The sequence below is a fragment of the Candidatus Laterigemmans baculatus genome, from assembly GCF_010367455.1.
Lineage (GTDB): Bacteria > Planctomycetota > Planctomycetia > Pirellulales > Pirellulaceae > Laterigemmans > Laterigemmans baculatus.
In genome coordinates, this window is sequence record NZ_WRPR01000042.1 from 234,361 (window position 1) to 254,950 (window position 20,590).

Consider the following 20,590-nt stretch of genomic DNA (forward strand, 5'->3'; position numbering starts at 1 on the left):
GAGACGGATGCCCAAGGGGAAGGGTGATGTGGCGTGGCTAAGCGAGTGGTGCAATACGTTGTCGACGCGGTGCGCGGTCCGGCCGCCGAGCTGACGCGTCATCAGCGGAGGCTCCGCCGCGCCTGGGATCTGGGCACCCACTGCCTGCGCGTGTTGCAGCGGCATCGGGCCGAAGGGATGGCGGCCGAGCTGACCTACCGCACGATCTTCGCGCTGATCCCGCTGGTCGTCCTCAGCCTCGTCACGTTCCGCGTGATCGGCGGTCTGGAAGAGGTCGAGCGGCAAGTCGAAGACCAGCTGTATTCGTTCTTCGGCGTTCCCGAAATCCCCCTCGAAGCGTACGTCGACGAGCCGGCGGGCGACGCGGAGGAGGGGGAGGCGCTGATTGAAGGGCCGGCGGCGGAGGACGTCGAGGAGGTCGTGCCGCCGGGAGCGGCGCTCCCCGAGCCCGAGATTCCCGAGGCCGACGTTCCCGAGGCCGACGTTCTCGAGGCCAGTCCGCCCGAGATTGGTGCGCCCGATTCTGCGGCTCCCGAAGGGGCGGTGGCCCCTGCGGAGAAGAGCGAAGCCGAAGCGGCCGAGCGGGCGGCTGCGGCGGCGGTCGAGGAGCAAACGCAGGCGACGATCCGCTGGGCGCTGCGGGAGCTGACCAGCAAGGTGGCGAGCCTCGATTTCGCCAGCATTGGGATCCTGGGGCTGCTGCTATTCATCTATGCGGCGATCGCGCTGGCCGACTCGGTCGAGAGCGTCTTCAACTTGATCTACGAAGCGCCTGCCGGGCGGCCGATCCACATCCGCTTGGCGATCCACTGGTCGATCCTGACTTTGGGGTCGGGACTGCTGGCGATGAGCCTGTACATGAGCGGGCGGATCGTCGACTACTTGAGCACCGAGTCGGGGCTGCCGATCGGCTGGTACGTGCGGCACGTGGTCGCCCTACTGGCGAGCTGGATTTTGCTGTTCCTGCTCTACGCCCTGATGCCCAACACCAAGGTCTCGACGCGGGCGGCAGCGGTCGGAGGGCTCGTCGCGGCTACGCTGTGGGAAGTCGCCAAGCTTGGGTTCCAGCTCTACGTGGCGACCGCGGTTCCCTATTCGGCCTTCTACGGCTCACTCGGGTTGATCCCGCTGTTTTTGTTTTGGGTCTACATCACCTGGTTCATTTTTCTGTTCGGGCTGGTCTGGGCGTACACGCTGCAGACCGCTCGCGGCCATGTGCCGACTAAGGCCGAGGACGAGATTGCCGAGGATCTCCTGCTGGGCGACCCGCACTGGTTGCTGCTGTTGATGGTCGAAGTGGCCGCCGCGTTTGAGCAGGGCGAGGCGCTTGATCGGACCCAATTGCAGCAGCGGTTGGGATTGCCCTCGCGCGTGCTGCTGCCGCTTTGCGAGACGTTGGAAAAAAGCGGCCTGCTGCGGCGGATCGAGTGCGAACACAGCGACCAATTCGTCCCGGCTCGGCCGGCCGAGCGAATCACGGTCGCCGATATCGTGCAGGCCGGACGATTCACGCCAGCCAATCCGGCTTCCAAGTCCTGGACCGTGCTCGGCGGACTGCTCGCCCAAGTCGATTCAGAGTTGGGGCAGCGGACGTTGGCCGAGCTGAGCTACGCCCAGGCTTCCAGCCAATTTCGTCCGGCGGGCATCGCAGGCTCTTGAGAAGTTGTTACGCTTAGGGCGTGCGGGCGGTCCGCACAAACTTTGATGGTACAGCTTTGAGTTGGTAGGTGAGAGATGAACGTTTTGCGGAATGCCATGCTGGGAGGATTGTTGGTTGCCGGTTTCGCGCTCCTCGCGCCGCAGGCGGCGACTGCGGGAGTCGGCCACGTCGTCGCCGAGCCGGGGTGTGGTCTTGAGCCCGTCTGTGGGACCGAGCCCGTCTGTGGGACCGAACCCGTCTGCTGCCCCGAGCCGGTCTGCTGCACGCCTCCGCCGGTCGAGGTCACGCTGTGCGTCGTCGATCCCTGCACCGGGTGCCCCTACAAGGTTTCGGTGTGCGTGCCGGCTTGCTGTGCGGGGGAAATTCCCTGCCTGGACGGCTGGAAGAAGGGGATCTTCGGTCGCAAGGTGCTGACCTATAAATGGTCGTGCGGGCACTGCGTCGACGTGGTGATCACCAAGCACGGCCGGACGATCGTTCGCGACTGATGCAGGAGGGGGTGGGCATGGTATGGTGAACGGACAGTCTCCTGCTGTTTCTAGCGAGACGGTCGCCTTTGCCTTCACGACATTTGTGCCATGCCTGAAATCCGCCAACTCCCACCCAATCTGATCAACCAGATCGCCGCTGGCGAGGTCATCGAACGTCCCGCCTCGGTCGTCAAAGAGCTGTTGGAAAACAGCATCGACGCCGGGGCGCGACGGATCGAAGTGATGATCGAGAAGGGCGGTTCGGAGTTGATCCGGATCAGCGACGACGGTTGTGGGATGACCGCCGAGCAGCTGCCGCTGGCGATCGCCAGCCACGCCACGAGCAAGCTCGGCGACGACGACGCGCTCTTCAATGTCCAAACGCTCGGGTTCCGAGGCGAGGCGCTGGCGTCGATCGGTTCGGTCTCGCATCTGACCATCCGCAGCCGCACCGCCGAGAGCGAAGGGGGCGCGGAGATCGAAGTTCGCGGTGGCACCATCGATGGCCCGACCCCCTGCGGGTGTCCGGTGGGGACCGTGATGGAGATCCGCAACCTGTTCTTCAATACGCCGGTGCGGCGGAAGTTCATGCGGACGCCCCAGACCGAAATGGGGCACATCGTCGAGGCGTTCACGCGGATCGCCTTGGCCCATCCGGCGGTCCACATGACGATTCGCAGCGGCGGCCGGGAGCTGCATGACCTGCCGCCGACGACCAACTGGTCCGAGCGAATCGCGGCCTTCTTCGGGGGTGAGATCGCCGACTCGTTAATCGCCGTCAACAGCGACGACGGCCAGATTCGAGTCAGCGGCTACGTCTGCGACCCCTCGGTCAGCCGCGGCAACACCCGGATGCAGTATCTGATCCTCAACGGTCGCCACATCCGCGATCGCTCGCTCCAGCACGCCCTCGGCGAAGCCTACCGTGGGTTGTTGATGACCGGCCGCAGCCCGGTCTGCTTTTTGAAGCTGGAGCTGCCGGCCGAAATGGTCGACGTCAACGTGCATCCCACGAAGCTGGAGGTGCGGTTTGCCGATGGCGGCCGAATCTACAGCCGCGTGCTGCAGACGCTGCGTCACAAGTTCCTGGCCTCCGACTTGACCATGCGGGTTGGTCCCTCCGGAGGCTCGTCGTCCACCGCCGCATCGGAATCCGATGGCTCGCCCTCAGCCACCGCGTCGCAGGCCGCCGCCAGCGACGCTCACCGGCTGCGCCCCGCGGCCGGCAATGGAAGCGTTCTGGGGCTCTCGCCAGCAGTCGAGGAAGCCCAGCGGCAGAGCGTCATCGAGTGGGCCCGGAGCGGCGGAAGCACGCCCGCCTTTCGCCCCTTCGGCGACCCCCGCACCTCCCAGCCCGTCCGCCGCCCCGAATTCGACGCCGCCCCACCCAGCTCAATCTCACCCAGCTCAATCTCAGCCGGCCCAACTTCAGCCGACGCAATCTCAACCGGCTCGGCGGCCCCCGACCCGGCGGCGGTCGCACCCTGGGAGCAGGACGAGGCGGTCGCTGGCAGCGATTCCGACGGCAGCGGTTCCGGCGGCAGCGATTCCGACAGCGGCCCAAAGATTCTCGACCACCAATCGCACACTCACCAATCGCACACTCACCAGCCGCATGCCCACCAGCCGCATGCTGGGCCGCCGCTGAGCCACCTCGGCTACCAGATCCACGATCGCTACCTGGTCACCCAGGACGAGCGGGGGATGGTGGTCGTCGACCAGCACGCGCTGCACGAGCGGATCTTGTACGAGCGGATTCGCGAAAAAGTCCTCGGCGGATCGCTCGAAACCCAGCGGCTGCTAGTCCCCGAACCGGTCTCGCTGACCCCGGCCGAACGCAACTCGGCGCTCGACGCCAGCGAGCTGCTGGCGAAAGTCGGCATCGAAATTGAACCGTTCGGTGGCGACAGCGTGCTGGTCCGCGGCTACCCGGCGATGCTGGCCAATCTGGGGCCGGCGGAAATGCTCCGGCAGGCCCTCGAGTCGCTGATCGCCGCGGGCAAAGATCCTGAGATTCGCGATCTGCTCGACCATCTCCTGCACACGATCGCTTGCAAGGCAGCGATCAAAGCGGGCGACCGATTGACCGCCGAAGAAGTGACCAGCCTGCTCGAACAACGAGAGATGTATCAGGACACCCACCACTGCCCGCACGGTCGACCGACTGCCCTGTTCTTCAGCCGCGATGAACTGGACCGCATGTTCGGAAGGCTCGGGCCAAGGGGCAGGGCAGGGAGTCGGTGAAAGGTTTCAGGTTTCAGGTTTCAGGGGGGGTGGGCCACGGAAGGACACGGAAGGCCACGGAAAAGCAGGGAGAGGGGAAGGACCGCGGATAGCACGGAGAACGCGGATGAAAGGGGAATCCGAAAGCCACTAATCCGTGTATTCCATGGTTCACCTCCCCACCCCCCTTTCCGTGCTCTTCCGTGTCCGTCCGTGGCTCCCCCGCTCTCTTTCCGTGGCCTTCCGTATGTTCGGAAGGCTCGGGCCAAGGGGCAGGGCAGGGAGTCGGTGAAAGGTTTCAGGTTTCGGGTTTCAGGTTTCAGAGGGGGTGGGCCACGGAAGGACACGGAAGGCCACGGAAAAGCAGGGAGAGGGGAAGGACCGCGGATAGCACGGAGAACGCGGATGAAAGGGGAATCCGAAAGCCACTAATCCGTGTATTCCATGGTTCACCTCCCCACCCCCCTTTCCGTGCTCTTCCGTGTCCGTCCGGGGCTCCCCCGCTCTCTTTCCGTGGCCTTCCGTATGTTCGGAAGGCTCGGGCCAAGGGGCAGGGCAGGGAGTCGGTGAAAGGTTTCAGGTTTCAGAGGGTGGGCCACGGAAGGACACGGAAGGCCACGGAAAAGCAGGGAGAGGGGAAGGACCGCGGATAGCACGGAGAACGCGGATGAAAGGGGAATCCGAAAGCCACTAATCCGTGTATTCCATGGTTCACCTCCCCACCCCCATTTCCGTGCTCTTCCGTGTCCGTCCGTGGCTCCCCCGCTCTCTTTCCGTGGCCTTCCGTGGCCTTCCGTGTCATTCCGTGGCCACCATCGCGGAGGGGGGTTCGATGTGGATTTGGCGTGCTGTATGGCTCTCCGGTTGGTTCGGCTTGGCGGCTCTTTGGTCGGGGCCTGGCGTGAGTGCCGAGGAGGCTCGGCCGCCAGTCGAGGCGGTGGCCGCGGCGGAACCGGTGCCGACGGTCGCCGGTCGCGAACTGGCCGGCTGGGTGGCGGATCTCGAAAGCGAGCAGCGCGTCGTTCGGCTCCGCGCCGTCCGCTCGCTGGCTCCGTTTGGCTCGGCAGCCGGCGAGCCGCTGCGGGGAGTACTCGAATCGGAAGATCCCGCCGTCCGCTATCTGGCGGCGATCGACCTGGGGCGGCTCGGCGGCGAACCGCTCGAGGCCTCGGTTGAGCGATTGAAGTCGCTTCGGGACGACCCGCATCCGGCAGTGCAAATGGCAGCCGCGTTTGCCCTCTGCCGGAGCGGCAATCGCGAGGGAAATCTCGACTTGTTGGTCGAGCGACTCGACGATCCCGAGCGGGCCATGGCCTGCTCTGCCGCCCAGCTGCTCGAGCAACTCGACCCGCTACCCGAAGAGGCGGCCGCGGCGGTGCGGGAAGCGAAGCAGCGGGAGTGGGACGCCATCGAGGCTCGTCAATTTGCCGAGGCGGAAGAGGGGAGCGAGGGAGAAGGCCGCGGCGGTACTGAAACGCTTGGCGGCGAACCGAGCGCTTCGCCGGCTGTCGACCCCACCGATCAATTCCTGTTTCGCCGCCCCCAATCCCAGCCGCTCCAGGCGGGAAAGGACCATCCGAACGTTTTGTGGATGGTTGCCACCGACCTCTCGCCGGAGCTCGGCTGCTACGGGGATGCCGAGGCCCGAACGCCCCACCTCGATCAGCTGGCCAGCGAGGGGCTGCGATTCGACCGCGCCCATGCTCCGGCCGGTACCGGGGCAGTGGTCCGCAGCGGAATGTTCACAGGGGTCTCGCCGCTGAGCCTCGGCAGTCAGAACGAGCCGAGCCGGATCGTGCCGCCGCACGAGGTGCGTCACGCCGGAGAGCTGTTTCGCGCCGCCGGTTACTACTGCACCCATCGCGGCGTGGGCGCTCTGCCGTTCGAGAATCCCTCGACCGCTTGGGATCGGCAGGGAAGCGAGCATGCCGATTGGCGGGAGCGAGACCAGGCGACGCAGCCGTTCTTTGCCGTCGTCGAGCTCTCTGGTTCCGAGCCCATCGGGCCGATTGATCCCATCGAGCCACCGACCGCCGAGCCACCGACCGCCGAGCCGCCAGCCGCTGCCCCACCCGCTGACGGCGATGTGCCTCTGCTGTATGCCGCCACCGCCGAAGAACGCGGCCAGTGGGCGCGGTACCGGGCTCGCGTCGCCCGAATCGATCGCCAGGTCGGCGAGTTGCTCGAGCGGCTCGCCGAGGACGGGCTCGAGGAACACACGCTGGTCGTGTTTACCAGCGTTTCGGGGCGGGGGCTGCCGGGGGGTTCGGTCTGGCTTGTCGAGAGCGCGACGCGGATTCCGCTGATCGTCCGCTGGCCTGCGGCGTTGCCGGGCGGACGCGTCCGGAAGGATTTGGTCAGCCTGCTCGATCTGCTGCCGACGATGCTCGCCGCCGCCGGCCTGCGGGAGCCCCAATCGCTGGGCGGGGACCAGTCACCGCGGGAGAGTTCGTTGCTGCAGGGGCGGAGGCTGCTCGTCGAGCGGTCCGCAGCGGAACCGGCTTATCTGTTTTTTCACCGCGACCGGGTCCGAGGCGACGTGGATCTTCAGCGGGCGGCCCGCGATCGCCGCTGGAAGTATCTCCGCAACTACGAGCCGTCGAAGCCGTACACCGCTCACCCGTGGCTGAGCCGCAAGCCGATCGAGGAGCTGTATGATTGCCAAAAGGACCCGGAGGAGGCGGAGAACTTGGCCGAGCGACCCCAGTATGCCGAGCGGCTGGGGCGGATGCGGCGGGCGACTGAGCAGTGGCAGCAGGAGGTGGGGGATCAGGGACTGGTCCCCGAGGCGGTGCTGATGCACGAGCAGCGGCCCGGTGGACGATTTGAGCGGACCGCTCCGCCGGTGATCCGCCGCAGCGGTTCAACGGTTCTGATGTACTGCACGACCGATGGTGCTGCGATTGCCTACCGCACGCGCTCCGAGGGTGAATGGTCGCGATGGAGACTGTATGTCGACGGGCTGAAGCTCGACGAAACGGAGCGTGTGGAAGCAAAAGCGGTCCGTATGGGCTATCGGGAGAGCAAAATCGCGCGGAATTGAGAAAATTGTGTGGGGTGGGTTTTCTCCCCTAAGGGATCGGTTGGCGAGCCTTTTGACTGCCGTGGTTTGGGAAAACTGGGGCGGGCAAGGCAAGAGGGGGTTGCCAATTTCCCAATTCATCTTTTCCTGCTCCGCCGATCGAGTATTTTGAGTAAATAGCTTGCGCAATGGCGCTTCAATCGCCACTGCGCTCGCGCGGTTCGGGAGACTTCCTGATGGCGATTCGCGGCGCTTGCAGGGGAGAGTCGAGGGCCGCTTCCATTTCCTGTTCGGATCCATTGGGGAACCTTGTTTATGACCAAGTGCAAGCTCGAATACATCTGGCTCGATGGTTATCAGCCGACGCAGAGCCTTCGCAGCAAGACCAAGATCGTTGACAATTTCAGCGGCAAATACGAAGACGCCCCGATGTGGTCTTTCGACGGTTCGAGCACGGCGCAGGCCCCCGGCGGGTCGAGCGATTGTCTGCTCAAGCCGGTCGCCTGCTTCCCCGATCCGGGCCGTCTGGGGACCGGGTTCCTGGTGATGTGCGAAGTGCTCAACGCCGATGGGACGCCGCACCGCACCAACGGCCGGGCCACGATCCAGGATCGCGACGACGACTTCTGGTTTGGCTTTGAGCAGGAATACACGATCTGGGATCCGGAGACGAACAAGCCGGTCGGGTTCCCGCAGGAGGGTTACCCGGGGCCCCAGGGTCCGTACTACTGCTCGGTCGGTTCGGGCAAAGCGGTTGGCCGCGAGATCGTCGAAGAGCATCTCGAATTGTGCCTCGAAGCTGGGCTGAACGTCGAAGGCATCAACGCCGAAGTGATGATGGGCCAGTGGGAGTTCCAGATTTTCTCCAAGAGCGCCGAGAACGCTGGCGACCAGGTCTGGGTGGCTCGCTACCTGCTCGAGCGGACCGCCGAGGCGCATGGGCTGGTGATCAACTGGCACTGCAAGCCGGTCAAGGGTGACTGGAACGGCAGCGGGATGCACGCCAACTTCAGCAACACCACGCTGCGGACCTGCGGCAGCCGCGAGGTTTACGAAGCGATCTGCCAGGCCTTCCAGCCGCGGATCAAGGAGCACATCGACGTCTACGGTGCGGACAACGAGCAGCGTCTGACCGGTCTGCACGAGACGCAGTCGATCGACAAGTTCAGCTACGGGGTGAGCGACCGCGGGGCATCGATCCGGATTCCGATCGGGACGGTCGAGAACGGTTGGAAGGGTTGGCTGGAAGATCGCCGTCCCGCCTCCAACGCCGACCCCTACATGGTGGCCTCGGCGATCATTTCTACGGTAAAATCAGCGAAGTTGCCGGTCACCGCCTAACGGTGCTGATGGGCCTTCACTAGCGTGCTCGGGGCTCGGTGACCCTTCCCGGTCACCGAGCCTTTTTTTCGTTTGATGGGAGCCCCCTCCGCATGTCGATGACCCCTGAAGGCTACCCTGAAATCATCCTCTCCGGGACCGATCCCGATCTCCCCACCGAGCCCGCCTGGGGGCTGGCCAAATACGCCAACTTTCGCGAGATGGCGCGGGGCGGCAACGCGATCTTGCGGTCCTGCTGGGATCCGATCATCGGCCGCACGATCGCCGTCAAGACGCTGCAGCCGCAGGCGATGCTCGACCGCCACGAACGCCGCCGCTTTCTCCGCGAGGCCCGCGTTACCGCCCAGCTGCAGCACCCTAACACGGTCCCGGTCTACGAGATCGGGGACGACCCGCAGGAAGGCGTCTACTTCACGATGAAACGGATCTCGGGGGAGAACTTCTTCGAGGTCCTCAAGCGACTGGCCCGCCACGACGAAGCGACCGAAGCCGCCTTTCCCGTCTCTCGGCGGCTGGAGATCGTCGTCGAACTCTGCCAAGCCCTCAGCTACGCCCATGCTCGCGGGGTGATCCACCGCGACGTCAAACCCGAAAACATCTGGGTGGGTAACTTCGGCGAAGTGATCCTACTCGACTGGGGAGTGGCGAAGGTTTGGGGACACGCCGACGATAATGAACCGGTACGGCAGAGCACCTTGGCCCAGCCGCTCGAAGACACCACGCAGCTGCGGACGTTGACGATGGGAGGCCAGCGGCCGGGAACGCCGCTGTACATGTCTCCCGAGCAGGTCGAGGGGAAGCGGGCGATCGACGAGCGGACCGACGTCTTCAGCGTCGGCGTGGTGCTCTACGAGATGCTGGCGATCCGCGAGCCGTTCCGGGGAGCCAACATCGACGAAACGTTTAACAACATCCTTCACAACGATCCGACTCCGCCGAGCGAGCGTTCGCCCGATCGCCACGTGCCGCCACAGCTCGAGGCGGTGCTGATGCGGGCCCTGCGGAAAAAGCCTGGCGAGCGACAGCAATCGATGCGAGAGCTGATCGGCGACCTCCGCGAGGCGGCGCTGACGATCGATGAATTGCCCGAGTCCCGGTGATCCGGAGAGTGCACGATCAGTGATATCAGCCGCCACGCGCTAGCGTCCGGTTTTCCCGCGTTTTTCGGAAACCGGGGGCTAGCGCCCGGCGGCTGATCGGATCTTGGGGCGAGAGGCCCTGATCCTGAATAAGGCCCCGTTTCCACAGTTAGGCGTTGCATGTGCGGGATCACCGGAGCGGTCTGGACTTCGCCCGAGCGAGCGATCGCTCGCGAAGTGCTCGATCGCATGACCGAAGCGGTGCGGCACCGCGGTCCCGACGACGCCCGTTCGCACCTCGAGACGCTGCGGCACCAGGCGGCTGGCGACGTCCCCGGCGTCGCCCTCGGGTTTCGCCGCTTGAGCATCATCGATCTGGCCGGTGCGCCGCAGCCGATGTGCAACGAGGACGGCAGCATCTGGTTGGTCTTCAACGGTGAGATCTATAACTTCCACGAGCTCCGCCAGCGGCTCGAGGGGAACGGCCATCGCTTTTCCACCGATGGCGACGGCGAAACGATCCTGCACCTCTACGAGGATCTCGGCACCGACTGCTTTGCCCATCTCAACGGGATGTTTGCGGTCGGCATCTGGGATCGCAATCGGCGGCGGTTGGTGCTGGCCCGCGACCGGGCGGGCCAAAAGCCGCTGTACTATGCTGAGCAGCCCGAGCGGCTGCTGTTCGGCAGCGAACTGAAATGTTTGGCGGAGGTTCAGGACCTGCCGCGGGAGATCGATCCCTCGGCGATCGACGACTACCTGACCTACCAGTACGTTCCCCACCCGAAAACCATCTGGAAGGGAATCCGCAAGCTGCCGCCGGGGCACTTGGCGGTTTACGAGCAGGGTCGGCTCCGCGTCGAGCGGTACTGGGACTGTGATTTTTCCCGCGAAGTGCCGATCAGCCGAGCCGCGGCGGCCGAGCGGCTCCGCGAGCTGTTTGAGGATTCGATCCGGCTGCGGCTGCAGGCCGACGTGCCGCTCGGAGCGTTCCTCTCCGGCGGAATCGATTCGTCGCTCGTGTGCGCGATCGCCCAGGGGCAGCGGGCCGAACCGGTGCGGACTTTCAGCATCGGGTTTCCCGTCAAAGATTTCGATGAGACCCGCTACGCCCAGCTGGTCGCCGATGCGCTGGGGACCGAGCATCAGCGGTTCGAGGTTACTCCCAACGCGGTCGACGTTCTCGACCGGCTGGTTTGGCATTACGACGAACCGTTTGGCGATTCGAGCGCGATTCCCACCTGGTATCTCTCGGAGCTGACCAGCCGCCACGTGACGGTCGCCCTTTCCGGAGACGGCGGCGATGAGCTGTTTGCCGGTTACGATCGCTACCGGGCGCTGTGGCTCGCCCGGCAGCTCGATCGCGTGCTGCCAAGCCGGCGGATTCTCGGCGCCGAATGGATCCAGCGGCTGCCCGACTCGAATCGCCAGCGGTCGCTGGTTCGCCGGGGCAAGCGGTTTCTCCAAGCGCTCAGCCAGCCGACCGCCCGGCGGTACATGAACTGGATCCAGATCTTCCCCGAGCGGCTGCGGGCGGAAATCTACTCCGAGGCGATGGTCGCCGCCTTGCCGGGGGACGATCCGTTTGAGTTTTTCCACCAGGCCTGGAAACGGGTCGGCGAGCGGGACGTGGTCAGCCGCGCTTCGCTGGCCGATCTGCAAACCTACCTCCCGGGCGACTTGATGACGAAAGTCGATATCGCCTCGATGGCTCATGGTTTGGAAGTCCGTCAGCCGATGCTCGATTACCGGATCATCGAGTTCGCCGCCTCGCTCCCGGTCGGCCTGAAGTTTCGGGGCGGGCGTGGTAAGTTGCTGCTCCGCGACGCCTTTGCCGATCGCATTCCCCAGGCGATCTGGAAGCGACCCAAAATGGGCTTTGGCGTCCCGATCGCCGACTGGTTCCGCGGGCCGCTACGGCCCCTGACTCACGATCTGCTGCTCTCGCCCGAGGCTCGCAGCGGCACCTACCTGCGGCGCGAGGTCGTCGAGCGATTGGTGTCGGAGCATGAAACGGGGCGGGTGAATCATTGTTACCGGCTGTGGAACCTGCTGGTATTGGAAAAGTGGTTGAGGCGGTGGGGTTGAGCGCTCCGCCCGGTCCTCCTTCACTCGAGTTTCTGGACGATTTTTGACGAAACGGATTGATAAACGATGCGAGATACGATCGCCATCATCTTGGCTGGAGGTCGCGGTTCGCGGCTCGAACCGCTGACCCGTGACCGCGCCAAGCCCGCGGTCCCGATCGGCGGGTTGTATCGGATTATCGATTTCGTGCTCAGCAACTGCTTGAACAGCGGCATGCGACGCTTGTTGCTGATGACGCAGTACAAGGGGCAGAGCCTCGACCGTCACATCAGCACCGGATGGCGGGGATACTTCTGCCGCGAGCTGGGGGAATTCATCGATGTGGTCCCGCCCCAGCAACGGATCGATGAATCGTGGTATCAAGGAACAGCCGACGCGGTTTATCAGAATATCTATGCGATCGAGCGCGAGCGGCCCAAGTATGTGGTCGTGCTGGCCGGCGACCATATTTATAAGATGAATTATAAGGGGATGGTCGATTACCATCGCCAAACCGGAGCCGACGTGACGGTCGGCGCGCTCCGCGTGTCCCGCCGCGAGGCGACCCAGTTTGGCGTGATGGAGGTCGACAGCGATCAGCGAATCGTCGCCTTCGCCGAAAAGCCGGCCGATCCCAAACCGACTCCCGAGGATCCCGAAGTCTGCCTGGCCTCGATGGGGATCTACGTCTTTTCGACTGCGTTCCTGTTCGAACAGTTATGCCATGATGCGACGCTGCCCGAGAGCCGGCATGACTTTGGGACGAACATCATCCCAGGAGCGATCGACCAGTACCGCGTGATGGCTTTCCCGTTCCGTGACGAGAACCGCAAGCGGGATGCGTACTGGCGCGACGTCGGGACGCTGGACGCCTACTACGAAGCCAACATGGATCTGGTGGGGGTCGATCCGGAGCTGAATCTGTACGACGAGCAGTGGCCGATCCGCAGCTACCAGCCGAATCTGCCGCCGCCGAAGTTCGTCTTCGGCAGCGCCGGCGAGAGCGACCGCCGCGGCGTGGCCCTCGATTCGATCGTCTGCCAGGGAACGATCGTCAGCGGCGGGCAGGTCAGCCGTAGCGTGCTCGGTCCGAACGTCCGCGTGAACAGTTACGCCGAGGTCGAAGGGAGCATTCTGTTCGAGGGCGTCGACGTCGGCCGCCGGGCACGGATCCGCCGCGCGATCATCGACAAGGGGGTCTCGATCCCGGCGGGAATGGAAATCGGCTATGATCCCGAACAGGACCGGGCGCGAGGATTCACGATCAGCCCCGGCGGCGTGGTCGTGATCGCCCGCGGCGAGCGGATCGAAGCACCGTCTTACTCCAGGCAGGACTGAGCAACCATGCACGACCGATCTTCGGAAAACTCGCCCTACGAGCCCCCCGCGTCCACTTTGTCGGCAGGTGCGGCCACGGCCACCGAGACCGCTCCAGCCGAAGGCTTGGCCGGACGGATCGCAGCACGGGATCGGGCCAAGTACCAGGTGGTTCCCTACCAGCTGAAGGGAATGCCTCCCGGGATTCCGTTCATTATCGGTAATGAAGCGGCCGAGCGTTTCAGCTTCTATGGCATGAAGGCTATCCTGACCGTCTTCATGACGCAGTACTTGCTCGGAAGCGGTGGCAACCTGCAAGTCATGGGCGGGGAGGACGCCAAATTCTGGGTCCACACCTTTGTGATGGTGGCGTACTTCACGCCGCTGCTCGGAGCCCTCCTCGCCGACTGGCTGCTGGGAAAATACCGAACGATCCTGTGGCTCTCGATCTTATACTGCTTAGGGCACTTGGCATTGGCACTCGATGAGACCCGCCTTGGGCTGGCAATCGGTCTGTCGCTGATCGCCCTGGGGACCGGTGCCATCAAGCCTTGTGTCTCTGCTCACGTGGGGGACCAGTTCGGTAGTGCCAACAAGCATCTTTTGGAGAAGGTGTTTGGTTGGTTCTATGTCGCGATCAATCTGGGCGCCTTCGCCTCCACGCTGCTGACTCCACTGCTGCTCGAGTGGTACGGGCCTCATATTGCGTTTGGGGTACCCGGCATCCTGATGGCCATCGCCACGCTCTTGTTCTGGTTGGGCAGAAACCGGTTCGTCCATATCCCGCCGCGCGGTTCGTCCATTTTTCGCGATGCCTTCACGGGGGATGGGCTGAACGCCATCCTGCGGTTGGCCCCGGTCTATCTCCTGGTCGCCGTGTTCTGGAGCTTGTTTGACCAAACCGCCAGCGCGTGGGTGTTGCAGGCGGAGAATATGGACACCCAGGTGCTGGGGATGGAAGTCTTGCCCAGCCAAGTCCAGGCCGCCAATCCGCTGCTGATTCTGCTGCTGGTGCCGCTGTTCAGTTACGCCATCTATCCGCTGATCAACCGCGTTTTTCCTCTGACGCCACTCCGCAAAGTTTCGATCGGGATGTTCGTGACAGTGTTGGCGTTCTCCGTCAGCGCTCTGATCGAAACCGACATCCAGAACGGAGGGCGACCGACGATCGCCTGGCAGGTGCTGGCCTATGTGATTCTGACCGCCGCCGAGGTCATGATCTCGATTACCTGCCTCGAGTTCAGCTATACCCAGGCGCCGAACAGCATCAAGTCGATCGTGATGAGCATCTATATGCTCTCGGTCTCGCTAGGCAACTTGATTACGGCCGGAGTGAATCTGTTCATTCAGAATGCCGACGGCACTTCGAAGTTGCCCGGAGCCAGCTACTACTGGTTCTTTACCGGATTGATGGCGGTTGCCGCCGTCGCATTCATCGGTGTGGCCAAGCTCTATCGAGGCCGAACCTACATCCAGGATGAAGCCGACGACGCCCGTTCGGAAAGAGCGAAGGGAGAAGGGGTGGAGGCCGGGTTGTAGAGGCGAAGCGAACTGCAACGTCGGAGATGGCGTAACGTTCTGAACGACACCCTCCCCCCGGGAGGGTCGCGAGGAACGAGCGGGGAGGGCGTTAAGCGACGTAGAGTCGCGAGCAAAGATGGATTCAGCTGGCCCTCCCCGGGCCTGAGAGCCCGACCCTCCCGGGGGGAGGGTGAGGGGAATTCCTATTGCCGCAGCACTCAATAGCTGCACGGTCTCAGCGCCTCTCCCGCAATTCCTCGGCCATGTCCGCGATCGGCGTTTGCCAGTCGCCGACCTCCTGCTGCCTCCAGAGGCGATGGGCGGCGTACCAGGGAGTGGTGCTGCCGCGGAGCCCCCACCGCCAATCGGGGACGCGGCCCAGCAGCAGCCACGTCGGAACCCCTAACGCCCCGGCTAAGTGGCCGGCCGAGGTGTCGGTGGTGATCACCAGGTCGAGTCCCCGCATCACCGCCGCGGTGTCCAAAAACGCGCCGCTGCTTTGGTCGAGGTTTTCGGGCAGGCGGTGCAGGCGGTCCCCAAATTCGACGCTCGTGAGTTGCTCGCTGCCGTGCCCATGCTGGAGGCTGATCCAGCTGACGTTCGGCAGCTCCATCAGCGGTGCAAACGCGGCGAGCGGCACCGAGCGGTAGGGATCGGCGTGGTGGGCGGGATTGCCTTGCCAGCAGAGGCCGATCCGCTTGCCCGGCAGGGCCTCCAGGTACCGCTGCCAGTAAGCCGCCAGCGACTCGGAAATCTCGAGGTACGGCGCTCCCGAAATCTGGGCCTCGCCTTGCCAGGTGTGGTCGGTGGCGTCGACCAGCGAGGCATGGTAATCGACGCGGTCGAAGGTGCCGCCGAAGGGGATGATCTTGCCCACGCCGCGAACGCCGCTGAGCAGCGGGAGCAATTTGGGATCGCAGCCGAGAACCACCGTCGCGCCTCGCTCTTGCAGCGTCTCGACGACGCGGACGAACTGGATCGCGTCCCCCAAGCCTTGCTCGGGGTAGACGAAGATCGATTTCCCTTCGAGCGGCTCGCCTTGCCAGAGGGGAAGCGGCAGCGACGGGCGGGGCATGCCGGGCATCTTCCACCGCCAGCGGTACTCGGGCCAGCCTTCGTCGTAGCGGCCTTGCAGCAGATAGATGATCCCCAGGTTGCGATGCAGTTCGGCGTCGTCCGGTGCCAGTCGCATCGCTTGCTGGTACCACTCGAGCCCCCGCTCGATGTGGCCGGCCCAGACCCAGAGGGTGCCGCGATTCTTGAGCGCGTTGGCGTAGTCGCTCTTTTGCCGTAGCGCCGTGGCGAATGCCGCATCGGCCTCGTCGATTCTTCCGAGCATCCGCAGCGCGTTGCCGAGGTTGTTCCAGGCGACCGGAAAGTGGTCTCGGAGGCGAAGCCCTTCGCGATAGGCAGCGGCCGCTTCGTCGTAGCGAAGCTGGTCGAAAAGCGCGATGCCCAGGTAGACGTGGGCCTCGGGGTTGGCGGGGACCGCCCGGATTACTTCGCGGTAGGCGTGCTCGGCCGCCGCGATCTGACCGCGCTGGTGCGTTTGCCAAGCTCGCTGCAACGCTTCGCCGACCGTGATCATGCTGTGGGGTCCTCGGGTGTAAGGAGGCTTTTTCGATCCCCTTTCTCCCGAAGGGTTCGCGAGGAAAGGCTCGCCAGTTGCCGACCATCTTAACGCGAATCGGTACTGCTACGGCTGGGGGCGGTGTGGCATTCTGCTTCAGTCTTCCCGCCCCGCAGGGGCCTAAACAATCCAGCCCAGGGCACAGCGTCGCGGCTTCGCCGCAGAGCGACGCCCTGGGTCACGTGCATCCCTCACACCCAAAAGCCCTGAAAGGGCGAGACAAAGCTCCGCGCCAGGCGCTAGAGCCTGTATCGCCCCTTCAGGGCTTCGCGCACTGGTGCGCTCCGACACCCAGGGCGGCGCTCTGCGGCTTCGCCGCGACGCTCTGCCCTGGGCTGTTATGTTTAAGCCCTTCGGGCTGAGGGTGAAGTGCCGCGCCGAACCGTCTGGCCTCTGAAATCATTTTCATCAGCCTAGGGTTAGGGAGAGGGGGCCTACGAAAAAAGCCCCGTTGGGATCTTGCGACTCCAACGGGGCCTGGATCATGGCAGAGATGAGACCGGAATCAACCGTGGGGGCTAGTCGAGGAACCCGACCAGGTCTTGGCTGCGGCTGGGTTGCTGCAGTTTGCGAACCGCCTTGGCTTCGATTTGGCGGATCCGCTCACGGGTGACTTTGAAGATGTGCCCGACTTCTTCGAGGGTGTAGCTGTACCCATCGCCGAGGCCGTAGCGGAGTTTGATGATCTCGCGTTCGCGGTAGGAGAGGCTTCGCAGCACGTTGTTGATGCGGTCGCGGAGCATTTCCTGAGCGGCTCCGATCGCGGGGCTCTCGGCCGCACCATCGGGGAGGAGGTCGCCGAACTGGCTGTCCTCGCTGTTGCCGACCGGGCGGTCGAGGCTGATCGGATAGCGGCTCATGGCCAGCACGCGGCGGGCTTCTTCGACGGTCGTTTCGGCCCGGCGAGCGGTCTCTTCGATCGTCGGTTCGCGGCCCAGTTCCTGGAGCAGTTGGCGAGCGACGTTCCGCACGCGGCTCATCGTCTCGACCATGTGGACCGGAATCCGGATCGTGCGGCTTTGGTCGGCCACGGCCCGGGTGATCGCTTGGCGAATCCACCAGGTGGCGTAGGTACAGAACTTGAATCCGCGGCGGTACTCGAACTTGTCGACCGCCCGCATCAGCCCGGCGTTCCCTTCCTGGATCAGGTCGAGGAAGGAGAGGCCGCGGTTGCGATACTTCTTGGCGATCGAGACGACCAAGCGGAGGTTCCCCTCGCTCAGCTCGCGCTTGGCTTGTTGGTACTTCGAGTAGACCGACTTGAGGACCATCACGCGGTTGTGCAGGCTCGACGGCGTCTCCTGGCAGGCGGTCAGGATCTGGCGGCGCTCGGAGAGCAAGCGGTCGCGGAGTTCGCGACCTTGCTTGGTGTTCCGCTGGGCGTTGATCAGCTGGTCGATCTCGGTGATCCGCTGGTCGAACTTCTCGAGCGTGGCGATCCGGGTTTCGACCCGCTGGGTTCGCAGCCCGAGCTCTTCGATCAACCGCACGGCGCGACGGCGGCGGCGGGCGAGCGACCGCCAGGCCTCGGCGCGGCGTTGGCGATCGGCCGACTTGCTGGTCGCGATCCGCCAGTCGCGGCGGTTGCGACGGAGCAGCAGCTTGAGCGTGTTGAGGTTGTGGGGCAGCCGGCCGAGGATCTGCTCTTTCTCAAGATGGTCGGTCACCGAGACCTGGACGGTGCGATCGAAAGGAAGTTCGCCGCGATGGACCCGCTTGAGCGTCTTGTAGGCTTCCTGGAGGACGTAGTCGTTCTCCAGCAGCTTGGTGCGGAACCGCCGCCGCGTCTCTTCGATCCGCTTGGCCAGCTCGATCTCTTCGCGGCGCGTCAGCAGGGGGATCTCGCCCATCTGCGTCAGGTACATCCGGACCGGATCGTCGGACCACGATTCGCTCTCGTCGGCATCGGAGAGCAGATCGTCAGAGCTATCCAGCTGGACTTCCCCCTCGGCGACCGACGGCCCGGCCAACCGGCTCGAGCCGCTATCGTCATCGTCGTCGCTGTCGTCGAGGGGCAGCTTCTGGAAGCCCGCGGCGACTTCCGCTGCCTGCGGCGCATCGTCTTCAAAATCGTCCAACAAGGTTTCAAACAACTTGTACACTCCTGTCCGTTTGCATTCTGGTCGCGGGGGAGGCGTATCGGTGCGACACGACCACTCTCCGAGACGCATTTTCCAAGTGCTGGGTCAAGCCAAAGACATGCACTGTCGAGTCGTGGGGGCAAGGTAATTGTACCACCCCTTCTCGACCGTTCCGCCTCGAGAGACCAATTGGTAAAACATTGCGATCACACCATTTAAGACGGCATCGGCCGGGGCCACTCCGCCGCCGGGCCACTCCGCCGCCGGGCCACTCCGCCGTCGGGCCACTCCGCCGTCGGGCCACTCCGCCGTCGGGCCCGCAGGCTCCTTCGCGACCCCTACGGTCGGCATTCCCCGCCTGGAGGAACTTCAGAATCGCGCCCCGGCAAAGCGCACGACCCGCCTCTTCCTCGCTGCCCGGATTGCCGCTGCCGCCCGGATCTTTCGTGCTGCCAGAATCCCCAAGTTTCAAAACGTCGCGTTCCAAGGCTTCGCGTTCCGAAGCTTCCGGTGAAGCCGCTGGGAATCAAGACAACCGCGAAGCGAGGCGACTTGGCAATCGAAAATTGCCGACAATCCGGACGATTCAGCCCGCTATTATGAACTCTCGCAGCGTATGCAACGGCAGGCGGGAGAGCTGTTGGAGTCGATCGCCTCGCTCTTCCCTCAAATCTTAATCAAGCAACCCCCTCGGTCCAGTCTCAGGCTCGTTATTACCCGCATCTTCCCACCCCGCTTTCTGCTCGAGGAATTCTTCCGTCATGTACCTGCTCCGCTGCCCCGAAGGGCACGAAATCCCCGTCGCGGCCTCCGCAGCCGGCGGCACCGTCGTCTGTCCGGTCTGTGGCCAGTCGCAGCTCGTGCCGACGCTCGGGGAGCTGCGGCGGTTGCCCGAGGCTCGGGCTGCGGGGGATGCCCGCGGTGAACGAACGACTAGCGTCGGGGCGCGGATCGCCTTCGCGGTCCTGATGTTCGTCGCCCTCGGAGCCGCCGCATCCGCGACTTTCGCGGCTTTTCGCTGGCAAAGCCTGCCGATCCCGATGACCGTCGAAGATCACATCGCCGGCTCGCAGGAGGTGATGGGAGAGCTGACCGCCGCCCAGCTGGTCGATGTCTGGCAGATGCATGAGCAGCACAACCCCACGACCCGCACTCCCTACCCCTACCAGCTGCTCGCCGACGAGCGGGCTCACTGGCGGGCGATCTGCTTCGGGTCGCTGGCGGTGGTCGTGGTCAGCATTTTGCTGGGAGTGGTGATTATTTCGCTGGGAAAGAGCCGTCGGCCTGCAGCGGACACTTAGGCTCCCGCAGATTTTGTCAAGCCCTCTCGGCGGTCCGCCGCAGGACGTAGACGACATCCTCGCAAGTCGCATCGACGGCGATCGGCGCGTCGATGTCGTACGAAAAATCGTACGTCTCCTCGATCTCCCAACCGCCGGCCGATTTGACCAGCCGCCGCAGCTCGCGATCGGTGTACGAGCGGAGCACCAGCTCGTCACTGATCCGGAATTGCCGCGTCGGTGTATGGACGTCGAAGCGGATCCCGAACCGTTCGACCCGCTTCGGAACGTTCCGCTCGAGCGTCCACATGTGAGTGTTCACCGCCAAGTTGCCGCGACGGGCCGACCACGACTCGGTTTCGCTCGGCGGAGCTTCGGTGCAGCGGAGGTGCAGGCCGAGCACGTACAGCCCGCCGCTGCGGACCACGCCGGCGAGACACTCGAGATGGCTGCGGGCAGCCCGCTCCGTACCCAGGTGGCGGAAGCTGTTGATCGTGTTGAAGGCCAGGTCCCAGAGTTTCGGCTCTGAGCGGGAACTCGAGTCGCGCAGCTCTGCGAGTTTGAACGCCGCCATGTCGCCCTCGACCGCCGCCGCAAAGCCGTGCCGCTCGAGCCGCCGATTGCAGAACTCGACCGCCTTCGGGTTGAGGTCGATTCCGCCCACCGCATAGCCCCGCTGGGCCAATCGGAACAGCAACCGGCCGGTCCCGCAGGCCGGTTCAAACCACCGCTCGGCCCGCCCCTCCAGGTGCTTCGCGTTGCAGCCCTCGAGGAACTTCAGCTCGGCCGCACAATCGGCACCGAACACCAAGTCGTAGTACTTCGGATGGTCGTAGATGCTTTCGCTGACTTCTTCCACGGAGGCGAGCTTTTTAGAGGTGGCAGGGAGTGGGGGGAAC

General features: G+C 64.4%; 13 protein-coding genes. 10 read left to right on the top strand and 3 right to left on the bottom strand.

Annotated features, from left to right (window positions below; genetic code table 11):
- Nucleotides 1–48: 48 nt before the first annotated feature.
- The 9 genes from GNK13_RS09625 to GNK13_RS09665 all read left to right on the top strand — a co-directional run bounded on the left by GNK13_RS09625 (nt 49) and on the right by GNK13_RS09665 (nt 14,718).
- Nucleotides 49–1,659, top strand: a complete 1,611-nt coding sequence (locus GNK13_RS09625) for a YhjD/YihY/BrkB family envelope integrity protein (RefSeq protein ID WP_235934999.1) — start codon at nt 49–51, stop codon at nt 1,657–1,659.
- A 75-nt stretch (nt 1,660–1,734) separates the two neighbouring features.
- Nucleotides 1,735–2,148: a hypothetical protein gene (locus GNK13_RS09630; RefSeq protein WP_164102130.1), complete on the top strand. Its 414-nt coding sequence runs from the start codon at nt 1,735–1,737 to the stop codon at nt 2,146–2,148.
- Between the two features lie 90 nt (nt 2,149–2,238).
- Nucleotides 2,239–4,374, top strand: coding sequence for a DNA mismatch repair endonuclease MutL (mutL, locus tag GNK13_RS09635; RefSeq protein WP_164102296.1), 2,136 nt, complete (start codon nt 2,239–2,241; stop codon nt 4,372–4,374).
- 811 nt (nt 4,375–5,185) lie between these two features.
- Nucleotides 5,186–7,396, top strand: a complete 2,211-nt coding sequence (locus GNK13_RS09640) for a sulfatase-like hydrolase/transferase (protein WP_164102297.1) — start codon at nt 5,186–5,188, stop codon at nt 7,394–7,396.
- A 294-nt stretch (nt 7,397–7,690) separates the two neighbouring features.
- Nucleotides 7,691–8,716 carry a glutamine synthetase beta-grasp domain-containing protein gene (locus GNK13_RS09645; RefSeq protein ID WP_164102298.1) on the top strand — a complete coding sequence of 342 codons (1,026 nt, stop codon included), beginning with the start codon at nt 7,691–7,693 and terminating at the stop codon, nt 8,714–8,716.
- 92 nt (nt 8,717–8,808) lie between these two features.
- Nucleotides 8,809–9,816 carry a serine/threonine-protein kinase gene (locus GNK13_RS09650; RefSeq protein ID WP_390622505.1) on the top strand — a complete coding sequence of 336 codons (1,008 nt, stop codon included), beginning with the start codon at nt 8,809–8,811 and terminating at the stop codon, nt 9,814–9,816.
- A gap of 159 nt (nt 9,817–9,975) precedes the next feature.
- Nucleotides 9,976–11,883, top strand: a complete 1,908-nt coding sequence (asnB, locus tag GNK13_RS09655) for an asparagine synthase (glutamine-hydrolyzing) (protein WP_164102299.1) — start codon at nt 9,976–9,978, stop codon at nt 11,881–11,883.
- Between the two features lie 66 nt (nt 11,884–11,949).
- The gene (gene glgC / locus GNK13_RS09660) at nt 11,950–13,200 is read left to right on the top strand and encodes a glucose-1-phosphate adenylyltransferase (protein WP_164102300.1); all 1,251 of its coding nucleotides are present in this window, start codon (nt 11,950–11,952) and stop codon (nt 13,198–13,200) included.
- 6 nt (nt 13,201–13,206) lie between these two features.
- Entirely contained in the window at nt 13,207–14,718 is a 1,512-nt protein-coding gene (locus GNK13_RS09665) for a POT family MFS transporter (protein ID WP_203329001.1), read from the top strand.
- A gap of 217 nt (nt 14,719–14,935) precedes the next feature.
- On the opposite strand, the gene GNK13_RS09670 is transcribed toward GNK13_RS09665, so the two are convergent.
- Nucleotides 14,936–16,288, bottom strand: coding sequence for a tetratricopeptide repeat protein (locus tag GNK13_RS09670; protein WP_164102301.1), 1,353 nt, complete (start codon nt 16,286–16,288; stop codon nt 14,936–14,938).
- A 560-nt stretch (nt 16,289–16,848) separates the two neighbouring features.
- Nucleotides 16,849–18,423: a sigma-70 family RNA polymerase sigma factor gene (locus GNK13_RS09675; RefSeq protein ID WP_164102302.1), complete on the bottom strand. Its 1,575-nt coding sequence runs from the start codon at nt 18,421–18,423 to the stop codon at nt 16,849–16,851.
- Between the two features lie 749 nt (nt 18,424–19,172).
- Between GNK13_RS09675 and GNK13_RS09680 the strand changes: the two genes are divergently transcribed.
- The gene (locus GNK13_RS09680; RefSeq protein ID WP_164102303.1) at nt 19,173–19,712 is read left to right on the top strand and encodes a hypothetical protein; all 540 of its coding nucleotides are present in this window, start codon (nt 19,173–19,175) and stop codon (nt 19,710–19,712) included.
- A gap of 16 nt (nt 19,713–19,728) precedes the next feature.
- Here GNK13_RS09680 and GNK13_RS09685 read toward each other — a convergent pair whose 3' ends face one another.
- Nucleotides 19,729–20,550 (bottom strand): class I SAM-dependent methyltransferase, encoded by an 822-nt coding sequence (locus GNK13_RS09685; RefSeq protein WP_164102304.1) that lies wholly within the window; start codon nt 20,548–20,550, stop codon nt 19,729–19,731.
- Nucleotides 20,551–20,590 lie beyond the last annotated feature (40 nt).